The following is a 21,537-nucleotide window of genomic DNA, read 5'->3' as shown; positions in this document are numbered from 1 at the left end:
CTCGTCGAACGGGTTCATCGACATCTTCACGTTGGCGAGGTCGACCCCCGAGCCATCCGGCTTCACCCGGATCTTCACGTTGTAGTCGACCACCCGCTTCACGGGCACGAGGATTTTCATGGGGGCACTCGCATCTTCGCAAGGGAACGAGGCGCGGGGCTCGACGGGAGGAGGTGTCGAGCCCCGCTGGTGGGAAGGGCTCAGCCCTTCTTCACGTAGTGGCGACGGAAATCCGGCTTGCGCTTCTCGCGGAAGGCGACGCCGCCCTCCTTGGATTCGGGCGTGTCGTAGTAGAGGCTGAGCGCCGCCATGCCGAGCGAGGAGATGCCGCGAATGCTCTCGGTGTCGGCGTTGAACGAGCGCTTGGCGAGCGCGATCGCGGTCGGCGAACGCTCCACCAGTTCCGCGCACCAGCGATCGACCTCGGCGTCGAGCTCGTCGTGCGGCACGACCGCGTTGACGAGGCCCATCGCCAGGGCTTCGGCGGCGGTGTAGCGCTTGTTCAGATACCAGATCTCGCGGGCCTTCTTCTCGCCGACGCAGCGGGCGAGATAGGCGGTTCCGAAGCCCGGATCGACCGAGCCGACCTTGGGACCGACCTGACCGAGCTGGGCCTTGTCGGAGGCGATCGACAGATCGCAGATCGTGGCGAGCACGTTGCCACCGCCGATGGCGAACCCGTTGATGCGGGCGATCACCGGCTTCGGCACGTCGCGGATGAGGCTCTGCAACTCGTCGATCGGCAGGCCGATGGTGCCGCGGCCGCTGTACTGGCCGTCGTGCGAGGCCGAGGACTGGTCGCCGCCGGTGCAGAAGGCCTTGTCGCCGGCGCCGGTCAGCACGATCACCGAGATCGAGCGATCCCAACCCGCCGTCTGGAAGGCGTGGATCAGCTCCTCGACCGTCTCGGCGCGGAAGGCGTTGTACTTGTCGGGCCGGTCGATGGTGATGCGGGCGACGCCCTCGGGACGAACCTCGTAGAGAATGTCCTGATAGTCCATGGAAGAACTCCTGGTTCCGGCTGTCGGCCGGCTTCGTGTAGACGGGACGCCTCAGGCCGAGCCCTTGGCCATGTCGCGCAGCTTGAACTTCTGGATCTTGCCCGAGGGGGTGCGCGGCACGTCCTCGACGATCTCGAGCCGCTCGGGGATGTACTGGACCGCCATCTTCTGCTCCTTCAGGTAGGCGACCATCTCCTCGAAGGAGAGCGTCGCGCCGGGGCGCGGGATGACGTAGGCGCAGGCGCGTTCGCCGAGGCGGGCGTCGGGGTAGCCGACGATGGCGACGGTGGCGACCGAGGGGTGCTTGAACAGCATGTCCTCGACCTCGACGACCGGAATGTTCTCGCCGCCCCGGATGATGATGTCCTTGGAGCGGCCGGCGATGCGGATGTAGCCGTCGGCGTCCATGCGGGCGATGTCGCCGGTGTCGAACCAGCCGTCGGCGTCGACCTGGGCGAGGCCCGGGCGCTTCATGTAGCCGATGAAGTTGGAGCAGCCGCGCACCTGGAGCTGGCCCTCCTCGCCGACCCCGACGCCGTGGCCGGCGGGATCGACGACGCGCACCTCCATGCCCGGCAGGGGGCAGCCGTCGGTGCCGGTCACCTTCTCCTCGGGATCCTCGAGCCGGGTGGTGGTGACGGCGCCGTTCTCCGACATGCCCCAGGCGGAGATGACCGCCGCGCCGAGGGCGCGCCGCGCCTTGGTGACCAGCGGTCGCGGGATCGGCGCGCCGGCCGAGACGAAGATGCGCAGCGTCGGTGTCGTCGAGCCGGTGGCGATGCAGTGATCGGAGAGGTCGTTGAGGAAGGGCGTGGCGCCCATGGTGAAGGACGCCGCCTCCTGCGCGATCTGCTTCGCCATGGTCGCGGCGACGAAGATGTCCTGGAGGATGGCGGTCGCGCCGAGCATCGCCGGCAGCACCAGGCCGTACATGAAGCCGAGCTGATGCGCCATCGGCGAGGGCATGTGGATGACGTCGCTCTCGCCGAGATGCAGGCGCTCGGCGAAGGGCACGAGATTGGCGAGCATGGTGTTGGAGGTGTGGCTCACCCCCTTCGGCTCGCCGGTGGTGCCGGATGTGTAGAGGAGCTCGATCACCGCGTCGGGCGAGAGCCGGCGGGCGCGAAGCGCCGCGAGCTCGGCGTCGGTGGCGTCCTCGGCGATCAGCCGGTCGAAGGCTTCCTCGCCCTCGCCGTCGACCACCATCACATGGGCGAGCGTCGGGACGCCGGCCTGCACCGCCTTGGCGATGGCGCGATGGTCGACGTTGCGGAAGCTCGCGGGAACGACCAGCATCTTGCTCTCGGCGAGACCGAGCATGAAGGTCAGCTCGCGCTCGCGGAAGATGATCATCAGCGGGTTCGACACCGCGCCGACCTTGAGGGCGGCGAGATGCAACACCGTGAACTGCCACCAGTTGGGCAGCTGGAAGGAGACGACGTCCCCCTCGCCGACGCCGCGCCGGGCGAGGCCGACGGCGACCCGGTCCGACAGGCGATCGAGTTCGGCATAGGTCAGGCGGGTCTCGTCGCCCTGCTCGGCACGGGTCGCGATCACCGCGACCTTGTCGCCGAGCCGGGCGACGTTGCGGCGGAAGTGGTCGAGCAGGGTCTCGTCCCGCCACGATCCGGCGGCGATCATCGCATCGCGCCGCGCCTTCACTCCGAGATCGTTCGACATCGTCTCTCCTCCCTCCGGCGCTCTCGTGGCGCCTCGTTCTTCAGGCCGCGGCGGCACGCAGCGCTTCGCGGGCGATGATGAGTTTCATGATCTGCGCGGTGCCGTCACCGATCTGCAGACCGAGCACGTCGCGCATTCGCTGCTCGAACGGCAGGCCGACGTCGTAGCCGGCATGGCCGTGCAGGAGCAGGCAGGTGTTGACCACCTCGTAGGCGAGCTTCGGCGGCCACCACTTGCACATCGCCGCCTCCTTGGTGTGAGGCAGGCCCGCGTCCTTGGCGGCGAGCGTCTTGAAGCAGAGGAGCCGCGCCGCCTCGACCAGGGTTTCGGCCTCGGCGAGCGGGAAGGTGACGCCCTGATTGTCGCTGAGCGGCTTGCCGAAGGCCTTGCGCTCCTGGACGTAGGCCCAGGTCTCGGCGAGCGAGACGCGCGCCACCGACAGGCACTGCAGGCCGATCAGCGCGCGGGAGAAGTCGAACCCCTGCATGACCTGGACGAAGCCGGAGCCTTCCTTGCCCAACATGTGGGTGGCCGGCACCCGCACGCCGTCGAAGAAGATCGAGCCGCGTCCGATCGCGAGCTGGCCGAGATCGTCGAAACGCGTGGTGGAGATCCCCGGCGACCGCATGTCGACGAGGAAGGCGGAGATGCCGTGGGCGCGCGATTCCACCGTGCCGGTGCGGGCGAAGACGACCGCCCAATCGGCCTGATCGGCCATCGAGATCGAGGTCTTCTCGCCCGTCAGCACCCAGTCGTCGCCGTCGCGCACCGCCTTGAGGCGGAGCGAGGCGGCGTCCGAGCCGCCCTGCGGTTCGGTCAGCGCGATGCAGAGGAGAACCTCGCCGCCGACGACCTTCGGCAGGAGATCGGCGGCGATCTCCGGCGCGGCGTGGCGCGAGAGGATGGCGCCGCAGAGCGACGACAGGAGCTGGACGTAACCGACGTTGAAGTCCCCCTCGGCGATCGCCTCGAGCACGACGCCGGCGGTGACGTGGTCGACGCCGAGACCCCCGCAGCTCTCCGGAAACTCGACGCCGATGAGGCCGATCTCGCCCATCTGCCGGCGCAGCGCGATCGGAACGGTCGCCGCCTTCTCGCGCGCCTTGTAGGTCGGGGCGAGAACCTCGGCGGCGAACCGCGCGGCGGTCTCGCGGAAGGCGAGTTGGTCGGCGGTGAGAGAGAATTGCGGCGTGGATGCGGTCGAAGCGGCCTGATCGGTCATGGGCGTCCCGTCTCGGTGTCGGCGTCGCGACGAAGGGATGGCCGGCACGGCCGGGCGCACTCGCGCCGGATCCGGTCGCATCCTCGCTCGATCGTTCCACCCTTCGTTTATATATAAATGCATTGCTGCATTTGCCGGTGACCATACGGACCACCGAATTTCATGTCAAGGTATTGATATATTTTTTTCGTCGGACCATGGTCTCGCGACGGCGCCGGAGAGCCGGCGCGCACATTCGGGAGACGATGATGCAGCACGCGACGATCTACGACGGTCTGCGCACGCCCTTCGGCCGCCACGCCGGGGCGCTCGCCTCGGTGCGCCCGGACGACCTTCTCGCCGGGCTCTTGAAGGAGGTGGTGCGGCGCGCCGGGATCCCCGGCGCCGCGATCGAGGACGTGGTCGCCGGCTGCACCAACCAGGCCGGCGAGGACGCCCGCGACGTCGCCCGCCACGCCGCGCTCCTCGCGGGCCTGCCCGAGACGGTCGGCGGGGTGACGCTCAATCGTCTGTGCGGCTCGGCGATGTCGGCGATCGCCGACGCGGCGCGGGCGATCCGGTGCGGGGAGGGCGATCTCTTCCTCGCCGGCGGCGTGGAATCGATGACGCGGGCGCCCTTCGTCATGGCGAAGCAGGGTACGGCCTGGGGCCGTGAGGTGCGGGTCCACGATTCCACCATCGGCGCGCGCTTCTCCAATCCGCGTCTCGACGCCGTCTTCGGCACGGACTCGATGCCCGAGACCGCCGACAACATCGCCCGTGATCTCGGCATCGGCCGGGCCGAGTCCGATGCCTATGCGCTGCGCTCGCAGGAGAAATACGAGGCGGCGCGCGCCGCCGGCTTCTTCGACGGCGAGATCCTGCCGGTCGAGGTCGCCCAGGGGCGCGGCCGGCCGCCGCTGGTCGTCGCCGCCGACGAGCATCCGCGTCCCCTGACCACTCTCGCCAGTCTGGAGAAGCTGCGCCCGCTCTTCGAGGGCGGCGTCGTGACCGCCGGCAACGCCTCCGGCGTCAACGACGGCGCCGCCGTCCTCCTCCTCGGGTCGCAGGTGATCGCCGATCGTCACGGTCTCGTGCCGCGCGGCCGCATCCTCGCCTCCGCCGTGGCCGGCGTGGCGCCGCGCGTGATGGGCCTCGGCCCGGTTCCCGCCTCGAGGAAGGCGCTGGAGCGCGCCGGTCTGCGCCTCGCCGACATGGACGTGATCGAGATCAACGAGGCCTTCGCCACGCAGGTTCTCGGCTGCCTGCGCGGCCTCGATCTCACCGCCGGCGACGATCGCCTCAACCCGAACGGCGGCGCCATCGCCATCGGCCATCCGCTCGGGGCCTCCGGCGCGCGGATCGTGACGACGGCGTTGCGCGAACTGGAGCGCCGCTCCGGCCGCTACGCCCTCGTCACCATGTGCATCGGCGTCGGCCAGGGCATCGCCATGGTGATCGAGAGGGCCTGAGCCCCGAGCCCGGGCGCGGCGGCGGCCTCAGGCCGGGGCGTCGCGTCCCTTGGCGACGAGGCCGTCGAAGAGCAGGTCGAGGAAGGCCTCTCCGATCTCGCCGTAGCCCGGCGTCTTCGCCGGCGAACGCCAATGCGGCAGCCAGTTGAAGGCGCCGTAGACGGCGGCGGCGGCGAGCTTGGGATCGCACGGCGCGATCGACCCGTCCGCGTGCCCCTCCTCGATCAGACCACGCAGGGTGATGTCGAGGCGGCGGCGGCTGTCGCGCAGGATGGCGGCGCCCTCCGGCGACAGCAGGTTCTCGCGCGTGAGCACCAGACAGGCGCCGAAATCGTCGGCGAGAAGGCGCGCGTAGGCGCGCAGCAGGGTTCGGATCCGTTCGAGTGGCGGGATCGCGCGGTCGGCGCAGACGGTGAGCGCCGGCTCCAGCGACTCGTAGGCCATCACGTTGCACTGGAAGAGAATGTCGTCCTTGCTGGCGACATAGTAGTAGAGCGTCCGCTTCGACACCGACAGTTCCGCCGCGATGTCCTCGAGCCGCGTGCGGTCGTAGCCGCGGCGATTGAACATGCGCGCGCCCGTCTCGAGCACCGCCAGTCGCTTGGCGCGGCGCATCTCCTCGCGCGCGCCGACATGCGCCTCGCCCTCCACGGCCTCGATCGTCTCGCCTTCGCGATGGTCGCGCTCCGTCATGCCCGTTCGCCGCCTCACCTTCGTGCCTACGCCACCTCGCGCGGCCGTCGTGGCGGCCCGAGGGGCGGCGGACGCGTGCCTCCCGACGCGCGTCCGACCGCCGCGATTTTATCCGTTTCGACGCGATTGACAATGTAGCCCACTGGTGGGATACATTGTCCGACAAAGTAGAGCGACCCCGGCCGAAGGGCTGGAAGGTCGCCGGCGGACGAGAGCCGCACGGGGAGAGGAAACGGCGTGGCGGACCCGAGCGGTTCGTCGCGGACGCGTGTCGATCGCGCCTGAATTCTCTTCGCCCGGCCGTCGTTTCGTCGCCTTTCGCGGGTGGGGCCTCGCCTCGCCCTCGGTCTCGTTTCGGGCGCGCCGGGGCCGCCCAGCAGGAGGATGTCGTCCATGAACAACGGGGTGGTCGTCGCCGGTGTCGGCATGACGCGGTTCGTCAAGCCGAGCGAATCGCCGAGCTACACCGAGCTCGGCGCGGATGCGGTGCGCATGGCGCTCGCCGACTGCGGCCTCGGCTGGGAGAGCATCCGCGAAGCCTATGTCGGTTACGTCTACGGCGACAGCACCTGCGGTCAGCGCGCGCTCTACGGCGTCGGCATGACCGGCATCCCGGTGATCAACGTCAACAACAACTGCGCGACCGGCTCGACCGCCCTCTGGCTCGCCCGCAACGCGATCCTGAGCGGCCGCGCCGATTGCGTCCTGGCGCTCGGCTTCGAGCAGATGCAGCCCGGCGCGCTGGTCGAGCACTGGCAGGACCGCCCCGGCCCGCTCGACGAGTTCGTCCGCGCCGCCGACGAGGCGAACTTCGATCCGGGCGCGCCGATGGCGCCGAAGATGTTCGGCGGTGCCGGCATCGAGCACCAGCGCAGATACGGCACCCGGTCCGAGACCTTCGCGATGATCCGCGCCAAGGCCTCGCGCCACGCGGTCCACAACGAGCGCGCCATCTTCCGCAAGGAGGTGACGGTCGACGAGGTGATGGCGGCGCCCAAGGTGACGAGCCTCCTCACCCGTCTCCAGTGCTGCCCGCCGACCTGCGGCGCGGCGGCGGCGGTCCTGTGCTCGCCGGAGTTCGCCCGCCGCCACGGCCTCGACGGTCGCGTCACCATCGTCGCCCAGTCGATGACGACCGACTTCCCCTCGACCTTCGCCGACCACGACCTGATGAAGGTCGTCGGCTACGACATGACCGCCGCGGCGGCGGCCGCCGCCTATGCGGAAGCCGGCATCGGTCCGGAGGACGTCAACGTCGCCGAGATGCACGACTGCTTCACCGCCAACGAGCTCATCACCTACGAGGGCCTCGGCTTCTGCCCGGCCGGCGGGGCGGAGAAGTTCATCGTCGACGCCGACAACACCTACGGCGGGCGCGTGGTGACCAACCCGTCCGGCGGCCTCCTCTCCAAGGGCCATCCGCTCGGCGCCACCGGCCTCGCCCAGTGTTTCGAGCTGACCGGCCAGCTGCGCGGCACCATGGGCGCGCGCCAGGTGGAGGGCGCGCGCATCGGCCTCCAGCACAATCTCGGCCTCGGCGGCGCCTGCGTCGTCACACTCTATCGGGCGGGGTGAGGCCGGCGATGATCGATCGTGCGCTGATCGGGCTGGAAATGGAGCCCTTCACGGTGACGGCGGAGGCGGGGCGGCTGCGCTTCTTCGCCCGCGCCATCGGTGAGACGAACCCGGTCTTCGTCGACGAGGCGGCGGCGCGGGCCGCGGGCCATCCGGGCCTGCCGCTGCCGCCCACCTTCCTGTTCTCGATGGAGCTCGACGGGCCGGAGCCCTTCGCCTTCTTCCACCGGCTCGGCATCGACTTCGCCCGGCTGCTGCACGGCGAACAGAGCTTCACCCATCACCGCACGGCCCACGCCGGCGAGACGCTCACCTTCACCGCCCGGGTCGCCGACATCTACGACAAGAAGGGTGGGGCGCTCGAATTCGTGGTGCGCGAGACGAAGGTCACCGACGCGGCCGGGGCCGCCGTCGCCGATCTCACCACCGTCCTCGTCATTCGCAACGGTTGAGGTCGACATGAAACCGCTCCACGATCTCGCGCCCGGCGACGAACTGCCCGCCCTCGAGCTTCCCCCCGTGACGCGCGCGCAACTGGCGCTCTTCGCCGGGGCGTCGGGCGATCACAACCCGATCCACATCGACATCGACTTCGCGCGCGCCGCCGGCCAGCCCGACGTCTTCGCCCACGGCATGTTGGTGATGGCCGAACTCGGCCGCCTCCTCACCGCGCATGTCCCGATCGAGGCCTTGCGCGCCTTTTCCACCCGCTTCGCCGCCGTCACCCGCGTCCACGACCGTCTCACCTGCCGCGGCACGGTGGTCGCGGTCGAAACCGTCGACGGCGAACGTCGGGCGCGTTTCGACTTGTCGGTCACCGATCAGGCGGGCGAGGTGAAACTCGTCGGCGGTGCCACCGTCGCCCTTTCTTCGATTTGAAGGCTCATCGTTCCATGACCAGATTGTCCGGCAAAGTCGCCTATGTCACCGGCTCGGGTCGCGGCATCGGCCGCGCCGTTGCGCTGAAGCTCGCCGGCGAGGGCGCGAAGGTCGTCGTCAACGATCTCGACGCCGAACCGGCCGAGGCGGTCCTCGCCGAGATCCGGGCGATGGGCGGCGACGGCCTCGCGGTGGTCGGCTCGGTGACCGAGGACGGTTTCGCCGAGCGCTTCGTCGGCGCCGGGCTCGACGCCTTCGGCGAGATCGACATCATCGTCAACAACGCCGGCTACACCTGGGACAGCCTGATCGCCAAGATGACCGATCCGCAGTTCGACGCGATGATCGACGTCCATCTCAAGGCGCCGTTCCGGATCCTGCGCGCCGCCGCCGAGCCGATCCGCATCCGCGCCGCCAAGGAGGCGGCCGAGGGGCGCGAGGTGTTCCGCAAGGTGGTCAACATCTCCTCCGTCGCCGGGACCGGCGGCAACGTCGGACAGGCCAACTATTCCTCGGCCAAGTCGGGCGTCATCGGTCTGACCAAGGCGCTGTCGAAGGAGTGGGGCCGCTTCAAGGTCAACGTGAACTGCGTCGCCTTCGGCTACATCGAGACCCGCCTCACCGAGGCCACCGACGCCAAGAAGACCATCATGGTCGAGGGCAACGAGGTGGCGATCGGCATGCCCGGCAAGGTCGTCGACATGATCCGCGGCATGATCCCGCTCGGGCGTCCCGGCACGCCCGAGGAGGCGGCCGACGGCGTCTATCTCTTCTGCGCTCCGGAATCCAACTACGTCAGCGGTCAGGTGATGATCGTCGGCGGCGGCATCTCGTTCTGAGGAAAACGAACATGGTCGATCGTCCGATCTGGTGGAACGAGGAGCTGTCGATCCTCGAGGACAGTCTCACCCGCTTCTTCGAAGCCGAATATCTGCCCCACGAGGCGGACTGGGAGAAGGCGCGGATCGTGCCCCGGGCCTTCTGGGAGAAGGCGGGCGCGGCGGGCATCCTCGGCCTGTCGCTGCCGGAGGAATACGGCGGCGTCGGTGGCTCGATCCACCACGACGCGGTGTTGTTCGACGTGCTCGGGAAGCTCGGTATCACCGGCTTCGGCATCCACGTCCATCTGATCGCCGCCCATTACCTGCTCGCCTACGGCAGCGACGAGCAGAAGACGCGCTGGCTCCCGAGGCTCGCCTCCGGCGAACTCATCGGCGCCATCGCCATGACCGAGCCCGGCACCGGCTCCGACCTCAAGGCGGTGAAGACCCGCGCGGTGAGGGACGGCGACGACTACCGCCTCTCCGGCTCGAAGATCTTCATCTCCAACGGCATCAACACCAACTTCTTGATGACCGTGACCAAGACCGGCGGCGAGGGCTCCAAGGGCGTGTCGCTCCTCTGCGTGGAGACCGACGGGCTCGACGGGTTCCGTCGCGGCCGCAACCTCGAGAAGCTCGGCCAGAAGGCCCAGGACACCGCCGAGCTCTTCTTCGACGAGGCCCGCGTGCCGGTCGCCAATCTCCTCGGCGCGGAGGAGGGGCGGGGCTTCTATCAGCTGATGGAGCAGCTGCCCTACGAGCGTCTGGTGCTGGCGATCGGGGCGATCGGCTCGATCGACCGGGCGCTCGACCTGACCCGCGCCTACACCAAGGAGCGCACCGCCTTCGGCCAGCCGATCGCCGCCTTCCAGAACACCGCCTTCAAGCTCGCCGAATGCGCCACCGAGGCGCGGATCGGCCGGGTCTTCGTCGAGGACTGCGTGGCGAAGTTCGCCGCCGGCCGGCTCGACGTGCCGACGGTGTCGATGGCCAAGTGGTGGACCACCGAGAAGCAGTGCGAGATCGTCGACACCTGCCTGCAGATGTTCGGCGGCTACGGCTACATGATGGAATATCCGATCGCCCGTCTCCACGCCGACAGCCGCGTGCAGAAGATCTACGGCGGCACCAACGAGATCATGAAGGAACTGATCGCGCGGAGCCTGTGACGGCGCGCGATCGGCACCGAGGAACCCTCCCGGATGGGACGGGAGGGCCACCTTCTCGATTGCCATGGCGCCCGAAACGAACGACCGTATGTATTCTGTCCCCGTCTCCGCCGGAGAGCCTCGATGATCCTCGACGAAGAGAAGATCCAGATCCGCGACATGGCCCGCGCCTTCGCCGAGGAACGGCTGAAGCCCTTCTCGGCCGAATGGGACCGGACCCACGCCCATCCCCGCGAGGCGCTCGCCGCCATGGGTGAGACCGGCTTCTTCGGCATGCTGCTGCCGGAGGACTGGGGCGGCTCGAACGCCGGCCAGCTCGCCTATGCGATCGCGCTCGAGGAGATCGCGGCCGGCAACGGCGCGATCTCGACCATCATGAGCGTCCACAATTCGGTCGGCTGCATGCCGATCCTGAAGTTCGGCACCGAGGCGCAGAAGGCGCGTTTCCTGCCCAGGATGGCGACCGGCGAGTGGATCGGCGGCTTCGCCCTCACCGAGCCCGGCGCCGGCTCCGACGCCTCGGCGCTGAAGACCCGGGCGCGCCGCGTCGGCGACGACTGGATCCTCGACGGCACCAAGCAGTTCATCACCTCCGGCTCGACCGCGCAGGTGATCGTCGCCTTCGCCGTCACCGACCCCGCGCGCGGCAAGAAGGGCATCACCGCCTTCATCGTGCCGACCGACACGCCCGGCTACACCGTCGGCTCGATCGAGAGGAAGCTCGGTCAACACGCCTCCGACACCTGCCAGATCCATTTCGAGGGAATGCGGCTCTCCGACGATCTCCGGCTCGGCGCCGAGGGCGAGGGCTACAAGATCGCCCTCTCCAATCTCGAGGGCGGACGCATCGGCATTGCCGCGCAGTCGGTCGGCATGGCGCGGGCGGCCTTCGAGGCGGCGCGCGACTACGCCAACGAGCGCGAGACCTTCGGCAAGAAGCTCACCGAACATCAGGCGGTCGCCTTCCGTCTCGCCGACATGGCGACCCGGATCGAGGTGGCGCGCCAGATGGTCCATCATGCCGCGAGCTTGCGCGAGGCCGGGCTCCCCTGCCTGACGGAAGCCTCGATGGCCAAGCTCTTCGCCTCGGAGATGGCGGAGAGCGTCTGTTCCGACGCGATCCAGATCCACGGCGGCTACGGCTATCTCGCCGACTATCCGGTCGAGCGCATCTATCGCGACGTGCGCGTCTGCCAGATCTACGAGGGCGCCAGCGACATCCAGCGGATGGTCATCGCCCGCGCCGTCGCCGGCGCGGGAGGGTGACGCGCGGCGCGGGCCCGGACGTTTCGGCCGGTCGACCGGCGGGAATTGCAAAACGAGTTTGTCGGACAAAGAATCGGAGCGGCGTGACGTCCCATAACTCCATGTGAAGAAAAAGAACTTCACTTTTCGGAGCGGAATTCAATCGTTTCGATTGACTTTGTCGGACAAACCATGGGACGGTGTCCCGACCGAGATTTCGAGGGTGGAAGCGGCGTGATGGCGGCGGGTGGCAGCGAGCGTTTCGAGAAGATCCAGATGCCGGCGGCCTATCGGCTGGTGGCCGAGGCGATCGAGCGCGAGATCGTCACCGGGCGTCTGCGCGCGGGCGAGGCGATCGGCACCGAGGTCGAGCTCGGCCGCCAGTTCGGCGTCAATCGATCGACGGTGCGCGAGGGCATTCGCGCGCTGGAGGAGGGCGGCTACGTCAGTCGGGGGCCGGATCGCCGGCTCTATGCCAGCCTGCCGCGCTACTCGCGTCTGTCGTCGCGCATGAGCCGCGCCATGGTGCTGCACGAGGTGACCTTTCGCGAACTCTACGACGCCACCCTGGCGCTCGAGATGGCGACCGTCGCCCATGCCGTCGTCAACGTCGGCGAGGAGAGCCTCGCGGCGATGGAGAAGAACATCGCGGAGTCCGAGGCGGTCATGGACGACCCCGTGCGGCTCTGCGAACTCGATACGGATTTTCATGCCCTTCTCGCCAAGGCGGCCGGCAACCGCGTGTTGGAACTCGCGCGCGAACCGGCGAGCCTGTTGTTCTTTCCCACCGCCGAGATGATCTGCCGGCGTCTGCCGGAAGGCGCGCCACGCATGTTGCAGGCACATCGTCTGATCCTGGACGCGCTCCGGGCCCATGACGCGGCGGCGGCGGCGACCTGGATGCGGCGACATCTCGTCGATTGGCGCAAGGGCTTCGAAAGGGCGGGGCGCGACCTCGACGAGCCGGTGGAGCGGGTCTACGCCCGCACCCTGGCGCCGCCGGGGGAATGAACCACACGAACGGCACGACATCGTCCCCGAGAGCGCGAAAAGGCGCCGCGGCGGGACTGGGAGGAAACATGAGTGATGTGAGCGAGCCGATTCTCGAGGTGCGCGATCTGTCGCTGGCCTTCGGCGGCCTCAAGGTGCTGACCGACGTGTCCTACACGGTGCCGAAGGGCTCCGTGACGGCGATCATCGGCCCCAACGGCGCCGGCAAGACCTCGATGTTCAACTGCATCTCCGGCTTCTATCGGCCGAAGAGCGGCGCGATCCGTTTCCAGGGCACCGACATCGGCCACCTGCATCCACCGCAGCGGGCCGAGCTCGGGCTCGCCCGCACCTTCCAGAACATCGCCCTCTTCCGCGGCATGACCGTGCTCGACAACATCAAGCTCGGCCGTCACGCGCACATGAAGACGTCGCTCTTCGACGCGCTCGCCTATTTCGGCCGCGCCCGCCGCGAGGAGACGGAACTGCGCGCCGAGGTCGAGGAGAAGATCATCGACTTCCTCGAGATCGACCACATCCGCAACAAGCCGGTGGCCTCGCTCGCCTACGGCCTGCGCAAGCGGGTCGAACTCGCCCGCGCGCTCGCGATGAAGCCGAAGATCCTGATGCTCGACGAGCCGGTCGCCGGAATGAACCGCGAGGAGACCGAGGACATGGCCCGCTTCATCCTCGACGTGAAGGAGGAATGGGGCGTGACCATCCTGATGGTCGAACACGACATGGGGCTGGTGATGGACCTGTCGGACCATGTCGTGGTGCTGAATTTCGGTCAGGTGATCGCGGCCGGAAAGCCCGCCGAGGTCACGTCGAACGAAGACGTGATCCGCGCCTATCTCGGCTCGGGCGACGTCGAGGTGCTTCGCCGCACCGTGCAGGGGGAGGTCGCGGCATGATCGATTTCGATTGGCTCTTCTTCCTCGAGGTGTCGCTCGCCGGGCTCGGCTCCGGCGCGCTCCTGGCGCTGACCGGCCTGTCCTTCGTGTTGATCTACAAGGCGACGCGGGCGGTGAACCTCGCCATCGGCGAGATGCTGATGATCGGCGCCTATGCCTTCTTCTCCTTCTCCGCCGGCCTCGGCCTGCCGTGGTGGGCGGCGGTTCCCGCCGCGCTCGCCTGTGGCGGTCTGCTCGGCGCGGTGATCGAGCGCGCGGTGATCCGGCCGATGCTGGGGGAGAGCGCGATCTCGGTGCTGATGGTGACGATCGGGCTCGGCTCGGTGCTGATCGGCGCCGTCGAACTGCTGTGGGGCGCGGATCCGGCGCAACTGCCGGACTTCATGGGCACCTCGCCGGTGTTCCTCGGGCCGGCCTACGTGTCGCGCAAGATCGTCATCGGCTTCGCGGTGGCGGCGACGGTGATCACGCTCTTCATCCTCGCCTTCCGCTTCTGGCGCGGCGGCGTGGCGCTGCGCGCCACCGCCACCGATCAGGGCGCGGCCTATTCCTGCGGCATCGACGTGCCGGTGGTGTTCTCGATGGCCTGGGTCTTCGCCGGTGTGGCGGCGGCCGGCGCCGGCATCCTGGTCGGCGCGGTCGGTGGCATCTCGCCCGCCATGGGCATCTTCGGCCTGTCGGCGCTGGTCGTCGTCATCGTCGGCGGGCTCGATTCCGTGGTCGGCGCGCTGATCGGCGGGGTTCTGGTCGGGCTGATCGAAGCCTGGACCGGGACCTACCTCGGCGGCGAATTCAAGACGTTGATCACCTTCGGCCTGCTCATCGCGGTGCTGATGGTCAGGCCCTACGGGCTCTTCGGCACGGTCGAGATCGAGAGGCTCTGACATGCGTATCGCCACCGCCAAAGAGAGTTACGCCGCCGACGAGGCGCTGTTCGACACGCCGACGCAGCGCGTCTGGCTCGCCCTCTTCGTCGCCGTCTGCGCGCTCTTCCCCTTCACGGCGAACGAATACTGGCTCTACATGGCCTGCCTCGTCGCCATCCACGTCATCTCGGTGACCGGGCTCAACATCGTCACCGGCTTCACCGGCCTCGTCTCGCTCGGCCAGGCCGCCTTCATGGGGGTCGGCGCCTATACGGTGGCGGTGGCGGAGACGCGCTTCGGCACGCCGGTCCTCCTCAATCTGATCGCCGCCGGCGCGATCACCGCGGCGGTCGGCGCGGTGGTCGGCATCCCCTCGCTCCGGGTGAAGGGCCTCTATCTCGCCATCGCGACGATCGCCTCCTCCTTCATCCTCCACTTCGTCTTCGCCAACTGGAACTCCGTCACCCATGGGGTCAGCGGCATCTCGCTGCCGCCGGCGAGCATCCTCGGCGTTGAGTTCGGACGGCCGTTCGCGCTCTACTTCCTGATCGTGCCGATCGCCTTCCTCGCCGTGTTCTCGGCCTCCAACCTCTTTCGCACCCGCATCGGCCGGGCCTTCATCGCCATCCGCGACCGCGACATCTCGGCCGAGGTGCTGGGCATCCCGCTGCTCCGGTACAAGCTGATGAGTTTCGCGCTCTCCTCCTTCTACGCCGGTGTGGCGGGCGGACTGTGGGCCTATTTCTTCCGTGTGGTGACGCCGGAGAGCTTCCCCTTCGTCTATTCGATCTTCTTCCTCGCCGCCGTCATCGTCGGCGGCATGGGCTCGATCCTGGGCTCGATCCTCGGCGCGGTGTTCATGACCATGGTGCCGGAGGTCCTGAAGCTCGGCGTGGGCGTGATGTCGCCCTTCCTCTCGGACGCCGTGGCGCTGCTGTCGCCGGTCCGCACCATCGTCTTCGGCGGTCTGATCATCGGCTTCCTGATCTTCGAGCCGCACGGGCTCGCCGAGATCTGGCGCCGCATCCGTCGCTTCTTCCATCTGTGGCCGTTCAAGACCTGAGGCCCGACAGGGTCGGCCGCCTCGACGCGACCGGCGGAAATCCGCAGACCGAAAATCAAAAGAAACTTCGGAGGAAACCCATGAGCATCACTCGACGCACGGCCCTCGCCCTGGCGCTCGCCACCGCCACCACGCTCGCCGGGGCGCCGGCGCGCGCCGCCGACGACATCGTCATCGCCGGATCGATGCCGCTCACCGGCGTCTTCGCCTTCGCCGGCATCGGCGTCCACGCGGGCATCCAAGACTACGTGAAGATCGTCAACGACGCCGGCGGCATCGCCGGGCGCAAGGTCGTCTACGTGGCCGAGGACACCGCCTACAAGGTCGATCAGTCGGTCGCGGTGTTCAACAAGCTCACCAGCCAGAACAAGGTCAATCTCTACTACGGAGACTCCACCGGCTTCGCCAAGACCATCAACCCCGAGCTGAACCGCCTGGGCACGATGATGATGGCCGGCGCCTCCTTCGCCACCGAGCTGAACGATCCCAAGGCCTATCCGCTGCAGTTCATGGCGGGACCCGACTACACCGAGATGGTCGGCATCCTGCTGCAGTACATCGCCAAGACCAAACCCGGCGCCAAGATCGCCTTCGTCCACTCCGACACCGAGTTCGGCCGCGATCCGATCGGCCCCTCCGAGGCGCACGCCAAGAAGCTCGGCCTCGACGTGGTGGTCAAGATCGTCACCCCGCCGACCGCCGTCGACGTCTCGACCGAGATCCTCAAGCTGCGCCGCGCCGATCCGGACTTCACCATCTTCCACGGCTACGTGCTGGCGCCCCTGCCGGAGTTCATGAACCAGGCCAAGCAGCTCGGCCTGAAGACCAAGTTCATGGGCACGTTCTGGTCGATGGACAATTCGCTCTGGGGCAAGGTCGGCGAGGCCGCCGACGGCTTCATGGGCGTGATGCCCTATCGCTACTACTACGACGCCGAGGGCAAGTCGCCGATGCTGGAGAAGATCCGGGCGATGCGTCCGGAGTACCAGTCGACGCCCTACCTCCAGGGCTTCCTGACGACGATGCTCTATCTCGAGTCGGCCAAGCGCGTGCTCGAGGGCGGCAAGGAGCTGAACGGCCCCAACCTCAAGGCCGCGCTCAACTCCATCAAGGACTTCGACACCGGCGGCATCATCGGCACGCCGATCACGATCACCGGCAATTCGATCCCGGTCGGCCGCGTCTACCGCTACGACGCGGTCAAGAAGGCGATGCTGCCGAACTCCGACTGGATCCAGCTCGGAAAGTGAGAGACGCGATGACCGACGCCATCCTCGAGATCGCCAACATCGAAGTGGTCTACAACCACACGGTCCAGGTGCTGCGTGGCCTCTCGCTCCGGGTTCCCCGGGGCGAGGTGGTCGCCCTGCTCGGCTCCAACGGGGCGGGCAAGTCGACGACGCTCAAGGCCGTCTCCAACCTGCTCGCCCTCGAGGACGGCGCGGTCACCGCCGGCCGCATCACCTTCGACGGAGACGACGTCTCCCATCTCACGCCGCACGGTCTGGTGCGGCGGGGGCTCTTCCACGTGATGGAGGGGCGGCGGATCTTCGAGGACCTGACGGTCGAGGAGAATCTCGTCGCCGCCACCTTCGCCCGCTCCGGGCGCCGGGACCTCGGCAAGCCGTCCTTCGATCTCGTCTACGAATATTTCCCGCGGCTCCACGAGCGGCGGTCGGGCCGGGCCGGCTATCTCTCCGGCGGCGAGCAGCAGATGCTCGCCATCGGCCGGGCGCTGATCGCCGAGCCGAAGCTCATCCTCCTCGACGAGCCGTCGCTCGGCCTCTCGCCCCGGCTCACCGAAGAGATCTTCACCATCATCGCCCGCATCAACCGCGAACGCGGCGTCTCGATGCTGCTCGTCGAGCAGAACGCGGCGATCGCCATGGCGGTCTCGCACTCCGGCTACATCATGGAGACCGGCAAGATCGTCATCGACGGCCCGGTCGAGAAACTGATGCGGGACCAGGACGTGCGCGAGTTCTATCTCGGTCTCGGCGGTTCGAACGGCGAGGAGAAGAGCTTCCGCGAAATCAAGCACTACAAGCGCCGCAAGCGCTGGCTCTCCTGACGGCGCGAGGACGTTCCATGATTCCGACCCTTCCCGAGCTCACCCTGCCGCAGATGCTGCGCGAACAGGCCCGCCTGCGGCCGGATCGCACCGCCGTTCGCCAGAAGGAATTCGGCATCTGGCGGCCGCTCTCCTGGGCGCGCTACTTCGAACGCGCCTCCCATTTCGGCCTCGGCCTCACCGCTCTCGGGGTTCCCGAGAAGGGCCATGTCGCCGTGCTCTCCGAGAACCGGGTCGAATGGGTGCTGGCGCAGCTCGGCGCCGGCCTCGTCGGCGCGGTGACGGTCGGCGTCTACGCCACCTCGCCGGCAGTCGAGGTCGCCTATGTGCTCGGCCACTGCGACGCCGAGATCGTCGTCTGCGAGGATCAGGAACAGGTCGACAAGGTCCTCGAGAAGCGCCACGAGCTGCCCCGTCTGCAGCGCATCGTGGTGATCGAGACCAAGGGCATGCGCGCCTATCCGGCCGATCTGGTGCTCTCCTTCGCCACCGTCGAGGAGCTCGGCCGCGCCGAGGAGAGGGACCGGCCGCGCCTCGTCGAGGAGCGGCTCGCCCGCCAGACCCTCGCCGACATCGGGCTGATGATCTACACCTCCGGCTCGACCGGCCGGCCCAAGGGGGCGATGCTGAGCTGGCGCAACCTGCGCGCCGAGGCGATCGCGGTGATCGAGCGCCTCGGCCTCGACGCCGACACCAGCCATCTCTCCTACCTGCCGCTCTGCCACGTCGCCGAGCAGATGCTGACGACGGTGGCGCCGCTCCATCTCGGCAGTCGCATCGATTTCGGCGAGAGCCTGCGCACCGTCCAGGAGGACCTGCGCGAGGTGGCGCCCTCGATGTTCCTCGGCGTGCCGCGCATCTGGGAGAAGCTCGCCTCGTCGATCCACATCAAGACGATGGAGGCGGGCGGCCTCCGAAAGAAGCTCTTCGACGGCTTCTACGCCGCCTGCGAGCCCTTCGCCGAGGTGCCGCCGGCCGAGCGCACGCTCCCCCAGCGGGTGACCGCGTGGCTCGCCCATGTGCTCGTCTTCCGGGCGCTCCTCAACTTCATCGGCCTTCGGCGCGCGAAGATCGCTCTGACCGGCGCGGCGCCGATCAGCCCCAAGATCGTGCGCTTCTTCCGCACGCTCGGCGTGCCGCTGATCGAGGTCTACGGCGCCACCGAGACCTCGGGCCTCGTCACCGCGCAGAAGCTCGACCGGCTGGTGCCCGGCTCGGTCGGCGCGGCGGCGGCCGGGGTCGAGCTGAAGCGCGGCGACTTCGACGAGTTGCTGGTCAAGGGCGACATGGTCTTCGCCGGCTACTACAAGAACGAGGCGGCGACGAAGGCGGCGATCGTCGACGGCTGGCTCCACACCGGCGACGTCGTCGCCGAGATCGACGGCGAATACCGCATCGTCGACCGCCTCAAGGACATCATGATCACCGCCGGCGGCAAGAACCTGTCGCCGTCGGAGATCGAGAACACCGTCAAGGCGAGCCCCTACGTCAAGGAGTGCATCGTCATCGGCGAGGCGAAGAAATACGTCTCCGCGCTGATCCAGATCGATTTCGAGACGGTGTCGAAATGGGCCGAGGAGCAGGGCATAGCCTTCACCCATTTCCGCAGTCTGGTCGAGAACCCGAAGGTGCGCGAGATGATCGAGCACGAGGTGGCGATCGCCAACGCCGGCCTCGCCCAGGTCTCGCACATCCGCAAGTTCCACCTCCTGACCAAGGAACTCGACCACGACGACGACGAGGTGACGGCGACGATGAAGGTCCGCCGTTCCAACATCCAGACCAAATATGCCGCCGAAATCGCCGGGCTCTACGCCTCGGCGTGACCACGGCCCGATCCAATCCGAGCAGAGGTTCGCCATGTCCACCGATCCGATCGTCGTCGCTTCCGCCGCCCGCACCCCGATGGGCGGCTTCCAGGGGGATTTCGCCGGCAGGAGCGCGACCGACCTCGGCGCGACCGCCATCCGAGCGGCGGTCGCTCGTGCCGGTCTTTCCGGCGACGACGTCGACGAGGCCTTCGTCGGCTGCGTGCTGCCGGCCGGCGTCGGTCAGGCGCCGGCGCGTCAGGCGGTGCTCGGCGCCGGTCTGCCGATCTCGGTGCCGTCGACGACCGTCGGCAAGGTCTGCGGATCGGGCATGAAGGCCTTGATGCTCGGCCACGACACCATCGCCGCCGGCAGCGCGAGGGTGGTGGTCGCCGGCGGCATGGAGAGCATGTCCAACGCCCCCTATCTGCTCGACCGGGCGCGCGGCGGCTACCGGCTCGGCCACGGCCGGGTGATCGACCACATGTTCTTCGACGGGCTCGAGGACGCCTACGCCAAGGGTCGCCTGATGGGCACCTTCGCCGAGGACGCGGCGGCGCATTTCCAGTTCACCCGCGAGGCGCAGGACGACTACGCGCTCGCCTCGCTCGAACGTTCGCTCGCCGCGATCGCCTCCGGCGGCTTCGCCGAGGAGGTGGTGCCGGTCGCCACCAAGGCGGGCGAGATCGCGATCGACGAACAGCCGGGCAAGGCGAAGCCCGAGAAGATCCGTCAGCTGAAGCCGGCCTTCCGCGACGGCGGCACGGTGACGGCGGCCAATTCCTCCTCGATCTCCGACGGCGCGGCGGCGCTGACCCTGATGCGGATGTCGGAGGCCGAGAAGCGCGGGCTGACGCCGCTCGCGGTGATCAAGGGCCACGCCGGCCACGCGGCCGAACCGGCGTGGTTCACCACGGCGCCGGTCGGCGCGATGGAGAAGCTGCTCGATCGAGTCGGCTGGACCCGGGGCGACGTCGATCTCTGGGAGATCAACGAGGCCTTCGCGGTGGTGGCGCTGATCGCCATGCGCGAGATGGGGCTCGCCCACGAGACGGTCAACGTCAACGGCGGCGCCTGCGCGCTCGGCCATCCGATCGGCGCCTCGGGCGCGCGCATCGTGGTGACGCTGCTCGCGGCGCTGAAGGCGCGCGGCCTGAAGCGCGGCGTCGCCAGCCTCTGCATCGGCGGCGGCGAGGCGACCGCGATGGCCTTCGAACTGGTGTGAGGGCTTCGGGCCACGCGCACGGGCGAACACGAGACGACGATTGAAGAGGGTAGATTCGATGCGGGTTCAGGGGCAGACGGCGATCGTCACGGGTGGCGGTTCGGGGTTGGGCGAGGCGACGGCTCGGGCGCTGGCGGCGGCGGGCGCGAAGGTCGCCATCCTCGACTTCAATTTCGCGGCGGCGGAGACGGTGGCGGCCGAGATCGGCGGCATCGCCGTGAAATGCGACGTGTCGAGCGCCGAGAGCGCCGAGACGGCGGTGGCCGCGGCGGCGGCCGCTCACGGTCCGGCGCGGATCCTGATCAATTGCGCCGGCATCGCGCCCGGCGCCCGCGTCGTCGGCAAGACCGGCCCCATGGCCCTCGACGACTTCCGGCGCGGCATCGAGGTCAACCTGATCGGCACCTTCAACCTGATCCGTCTGGTCGCCGCCGGCGCCGCGACGCTCGCGCCGAACGAGGACGGCGAACGCGGCGTCGTCGTCAACACCGCCTCGATCGCCGCCTTCGACGGCCAGATCGGTCAGGCCTCCTACGCCGCCTCGAAGGGTGGCGTCGTCGGCATGACGCTGCCGATCGCCCGCGAGCTCGCCCAGGTCGGGATCCGCGTCTGCACCATCGCGCCGGGCATCTTCGAGACCGCCATGCTGCGTGGCCTGCCGCAGGCGGTGCAGGACAGTCTCGGCGCCTCGGTGCCCTTCCCCTCGCGGCTCGGCCGCCCCTCCGAATATGCCAAGCTGGCGCTCGCCATCGTCGACAATCCCATGCTGAACGGCGAGGTGATCCGCCTCGACGGCGCGCTGCGCATGGCGCCGAAATGACCCCCGCCGCCTGACGGGACGACCCCGCCGACCGCGTTCGACGA

20 protein-coding genes and 1 pseudogene are annotated in these 21,537 nt (G+C 68.6%); 16 read left to right on the top strand and 5 right to left on the bottom strand.

Annotated elements, in window-relative coordinates:
* From J3S89_RS23190 to aliB, 4 genes and pseudogenes are all read right to left on the bottom strand, one after another.
* A pseudogene (locus J3S89_RS23190) lies at positions 1–120 on the bottom strand (electron transfer flavoprotein subunit beta/FixA family protein); the annotation flags it as partial.
* Positions 121–200: 80 nt separating this feature from the next.
* Positions 201–1,001: an enoyl-CoA hydratase-related protein gene (locus tag J3S89_RS15470; RefSeq protein ID WP_217928617.1), complete on the bottom strand. Its 801-nt coding sequence runs from the start codon at positions 999–1,001 to the stop codon at positions 201–203.
* Between the two features lie 51 nt (positions 1,002–1,052).
* On the bottom strand, positions 1,053–2,681 hold the full coding sequence (locus tag J3S89_RS15465; protein ID WP_217928616.1) for an AMP-binding protein: 1,629 nt from the start codon (positions 2,679–2,681) through the stop codon (positions 1,053–1,055).
* 40 nt (positions 2,682–2,721) lie between these two features.
* Complete coding sequence (gene aliB, locus J3S89_RS15460) at positions 2,722–3,903, bottom strand: cyclohexanecarboxyl-CoA dehydrogenase (protein ID WP_217928615.1); 1,182 nt, start codon at positions 3,901–3,903, stop codon at positions 2,722–2,724.
* A 248-nt stretch (positions 3,904–4,151) separates the two neighbouring features.
* On the opposite strand from aliB, the gene J3S89_RS15455 reads away from it, so the two are divergent.
* A complete protein-coding gene (locus tag J3S89_RS15455; protein WP_217928614.1) occupies positions 4,152–5,354 on the top strand; it encodes a 3-oxoadipyl-CoA thiolase in 1,203 nt (400 codons plus the stop codon).
* Positions 5,355–5,381: 27 nt separating this feature from the next.
* Here the strand turns inward: J3S89_RS15455 and J3S89_RS15450 are convergent, their stop codons facing one another.
* Positions 5,382–6,047, bottom strand: coding sequence for a TetR/AcrR family transcriptional regulator (locus tag J3S89_RS15450; protein WP_217928613.1), 666 nt, complete (start codon positions 6,045–6,047; stop codon positions 5,382–5,384).
* 393 nt (positions 6,048–6,440) lie between these two features.
* Here J3S89_RS15450 and J3S89_RS15445 point away from each other — a divergent pair, with 393 nt between their 5' ends.
* From J3S89_RS15445 to J3S89_RS15375, 15 genes are all read left to right on the top strand, one after another.
* Positions 6,441–7,622 (top strand): lipid-transfer protein, encoded by a 1,182-nt coding sequence (locus tag J3S89_RS15445; RefSeq protein ID WP_217928612.1) that lies wholly within the window; start codon positions 6,441–6,443, stop codon positions 7,620–7,622.
* Positions 7,623–7,630: 8 nt separating this feature from the next.
* The gene (locus J3S89_RS15440; RefSeq protein ID WP_217928610.1) at positions 7,631–8,074 is read left to right on the top strand and encodes a MaoC family dehydratase N-terminal domain-containing protein; all 444 of its coding nucleotides are present in this window, start codon (positions 7,631–7,633) and stop codon (positions 8,072–8,074) included.
* A 7-nt stretch (positions 8,075–8,081) separates the two neighbouring features.
* Complete coding sequence (locus J3S89_RS15435) at positions 8,082–8,501, top strand: MaoC/PaaZ C-terminal domain-containing protein (protein ID WP_217928609.1); 420 nt, start codon at positions 8,082–8,084, stop codon at positions 8,499–8,501.
* A gap of 14 nt (positions 8,502–8,515) precedes the next feature.
* Positions 8,516–9,340, top strand: coding sequence for an SDR family NAD(P)-dependent oxidoreductase (locus tag J3S89_RS15430; RefSeq protein WP_217928608.1), 825 nt, complete (start codon positions 8,516–8,518; stop codon positions 9,338–9,340).
* Positions 9,341–9,351: 11 nt separating this feature from the next.
* Positions 9,352–10,491 (top strand): acyl-CoA dehydrogenase family protein, encoded by a 1,140-nt coding sequence (locus tag J3S89_RS15425; protein WP_217928607.1) that lies wholly within the window; start codon positions 9,352–9,354, stop codon positions 10,489–10,491.
* Between the two features lie 123 nt (positions 10,492–10,614).
* Positions 10,615–11,757, top strand: a complete 1,143-nt coding sequence (locus J3S89_RS15420; protein ID WP_217928606.1) for an acyl-CoA dehydrogenase family protein — start codon at positions 10,615–10,617, stop codon at positions 11,755–11,757.
* A gap of 216 nt (positions 11,758–11,973) precedes the next feature.
* Positions 11,974–12,747 carry a FadR/GntR family transcriptional regulator gene (locus tag J3S89_RS15415; RefSeq protein ID WP_217928605.1) on the top strand — a complete coding sequence of 258 codons (774 nt, stop codon included), beginning with the start codon at positions 11,974–11,976 and terminating at the stop codon, positions 12,745–12,747.
* A gap of 68 nt (positions 12,748–12,815) precedes the next feature.
* Entirely contained in the window at positions 12,816–13,640 is an 825-nt protein-coding gene (locus J3S89_RS15410) for an ABC transporter ATP-binding protein (RefSeq protein WP_217928604.1), read from the top strand.
* Positions 13,637–14,524, top strand: a complete 888-nt coding sequence (locus J3S89_RS15405; protein ID WP_217928603.1) for a branched-chain amino acid ABC transporter permease — start codon at positions 13,637–13,639, stop codon at positions 14,522–14,524. Before J3S89_RS15410 ends, J3S89_RS15405 begins: the two co-directional genes overlap by 4 nt.
* 1 nt (position 14,525) lies before the next feature.
* Complete coding sequence (locus J3S89_RS15400) at positions 14,526–15,569, top strand: branched-chain amino acid ABC transporter permease (RefSeq protein ID WP_217928602.1); 1,044 nt, start codon at positions 14,526–14,528, stop codon at positions 15,567–15,569.
* 80 nt (positions 15,570–15,649) lie between these two features.
* A complete protein-coding gene (locus J3S89_RS15395) occupies positions 15,650–16,819 on the top strand; it encodes an ABC transporter substrate-binding protein (RefSeq protein WP_217928601.1) in 1,170 nt (389 codons plus the stop codon).
* Between the two features lie 8 nt (positions 16,820–16,827).
* The gene (locus J3S89_RS15390; RefSeq protein ID WP_217928600.1) at positions 16,828–17,640 is read left to right on the top strand and encodes an ABC transporter ATP-binding protein; all 813 of its coding nucleotides are present in this window, start codon (positions 16,828–16,830) and stop codon (positions 17,638–17,640) included.
* A 17-nt stretch (positions 17,641–17,657) separates the two neighbouring features.
* Entirely contained in the window at positions 17,658–19,466 is a 1,809-nt protein-coding gene (locus J3S89_RS15385) for an AMP-dependent synthetase/ligase (protein WP_217928599.1), read from the top strand.
* A gap of 34 nt (positions 19,467–19,500) precedes the next feature.
* Positions 19,501–20,673: an acetyl-CoA C-acyltransferase gene (locus J3S89_RS15380; RefSeq protein WP_217928598.1), complete on the top strand. Its 1,173-nt coding sequence runs from the start codon at positions 19,501–19,503 to the stop codon at positions 20,671–20,673.
* Positions 20,674–20,731: 58 nt separating this feature from the next.
* Entirely contained in the window at positions 20,732–21,493 is a 762-nt protein-coding gene (locus J3S89_RS15375) for an SDR family NAD(P)-dependent oxidoreductase (RefSeq protein WP_217928618.1), read from the top strand.
* The last annotated feature ends 44 nt before the right edge of the window (positions 21,494–21,537 follow it).

It is taken from the genome of Pinisolibacter aquiterrae, assembly GCF_019160155.1.
Taxonomy (GTDB): domain Bacteria; phylum Pseudomonadota; class Alphaproteobacteria; order Rhizobiales; family Ancalomicrobiaceae; genus Pinisolibacter; species Pinisolibacter aquiterrae.
The sequence above is the reverse complement of the archived record's forward strand: the minus strand, read 5'-3'. Positions and strand labels throughout refer to the sequence as shown.

Excerpts from the sequence above, each read along its gene's own strand:
- J3S89_RS15415 (WP_217928605.1), top strand. The coding sequence starts at position 11,974 with ATGGCGGCGGGTGGCAGCGAGCGTTTCGAGAAGATCCAGATGCCGGCG.
- J3S89_RS15450 (WP_217928613.1), bottom strand. The coding sequence starts at position 6,047 with ATGACGGAGCGCGACCATCGCGAAGGCGAGACGATCGAGGCCGTGGAG.
- J3S89_RS15385 (WP_217928599.1), top strand. The coding sequence starts at position 17,658 with ATGATTCCGACCCTTCCCGAGCTCACCCTGCCGCAGATGCTGCGCGAA.
- J3S89_RS15435 (WP_217928609.1), top strand. The coding sequence starts at position 8,082 with ATGAAACCGCTCCACGATCTCGCGCCCGGCGACGAACTGCCCGCCCTC.
- J3S89_RS15425 (WP_217928607.1), top strand. The coding sequence starts at position 9,352 with ATGGTCGATCGTCCGATCTGGTGGAACGAGGAGCTGTCGATCCTCGAG.
- J3S89_RS15430 (WP_217928608.1), top strand. The coding sequence starts at position 8,516 with ATGACCAGATTGTCCGGCAAAGTCGCCTATGTCACCGGCTCGGGTCGC.
- J3S89_RS15375 (WP_217928618.1), top strand. The coding sequence starts at position 20,732 with ATGCGGGTTCAGGGGCAGACGGCGATCGTCACGGGTGGCGGTTCGGGG.
- J3S89_RS15465 (WP_217928616.1), bottom strand. The coding sequence starts at position 2,681 with ATGTCGAACGATCTCGGAGTGAAGGCGCGGCGCGATGCGATGATCGCC.
- J3S89_RS15440 (WP_217928610.1), top strand. The coding sequence starts at position 7,631 with ATGATCGATCGTGCGCTGATCGGGCTGGAAATGGAGCCCTTCACGGTG.
- J3S89_RS15390 (WP_217928600.1), top strand. The coding sequence starts at position 16,828 with ATGACCGACGCCATCCTCGAGATCGCCAACATCGAAGTGGTCTACAAC.
- J3S89_RS15420 (WP_217928606.1), top strand. The coding sequence starts at position 10,615 with ATGATCCTCGACGAAGAGAAGATCCAGATCCGCGACATGGCCCGCGCC.
- J3S89_RS15445 (WP_217928612.1), top strand. The coding sequence starts at position 6,441 with ATGAACAACGGGGTGGTCGTCGCCGGTGTCGGCATGACGCGGTTCGTC.
- J3S89_RS15410 (WP_217928604.1), top strand. The coding sequence starts at position 12,816 with ATGAGTGATGTGAGCGAGCCGATTCTCGAGGTGCGCGATCTGTCGCTG.
- aliB (WP_217928615.1), bottom strand. The coding sequence starts at position 3,903 with ATGACCGATCAGGCCGCTTCGACCGCATCCACGCCGCAATTCTCTCTC.
- J3S89_RS15470 (WP_217928617.1), bottom strand. The coding sequence starts at position 1,001 with ATGGACTATCAGGACATTCTCTACGAGGTTCGTCCCGAGGGCGTCGCC.
- J3S89_RS15400 (WP_217928602.1), top strand. The coding sequence starts at position 14,526 with ATGCGTATCGCCACCGCCAAAGAGAGTTACGCCGCCGACGAGGCGCTG.
- J3S89_RS15405 (WP_217928603.1), top strand. The coding sequence starts at position 13,637 with ATGATCGATTTCGATTGGCTCTTCTTCCTCGAGGTGTCGCTCGCCGGG.
- J3S89_RS15455 (WP_217928614.1), top strand. The coding sequence starts at position 4,152 with ATGCAGCACGCGACGATCTACGACGGTCTGCGCACGCCCTTCGGCCGC.
- J3S89_RS15395 (WP_217928601.1), top strand. The coding sequence starts at position 15,650 with ATGAGCATCACTCGACGCACGGCCCTCGCCCTGGCGCTCGCCACCGCC.
- J3S89_RS15380 (WP_217928598.1), top strand. The coding sequence starts at position 19,501 with ATGTCCACCGATCCGATCGTCGTCGCTTCCGCCGCCCGCACCCCGATG.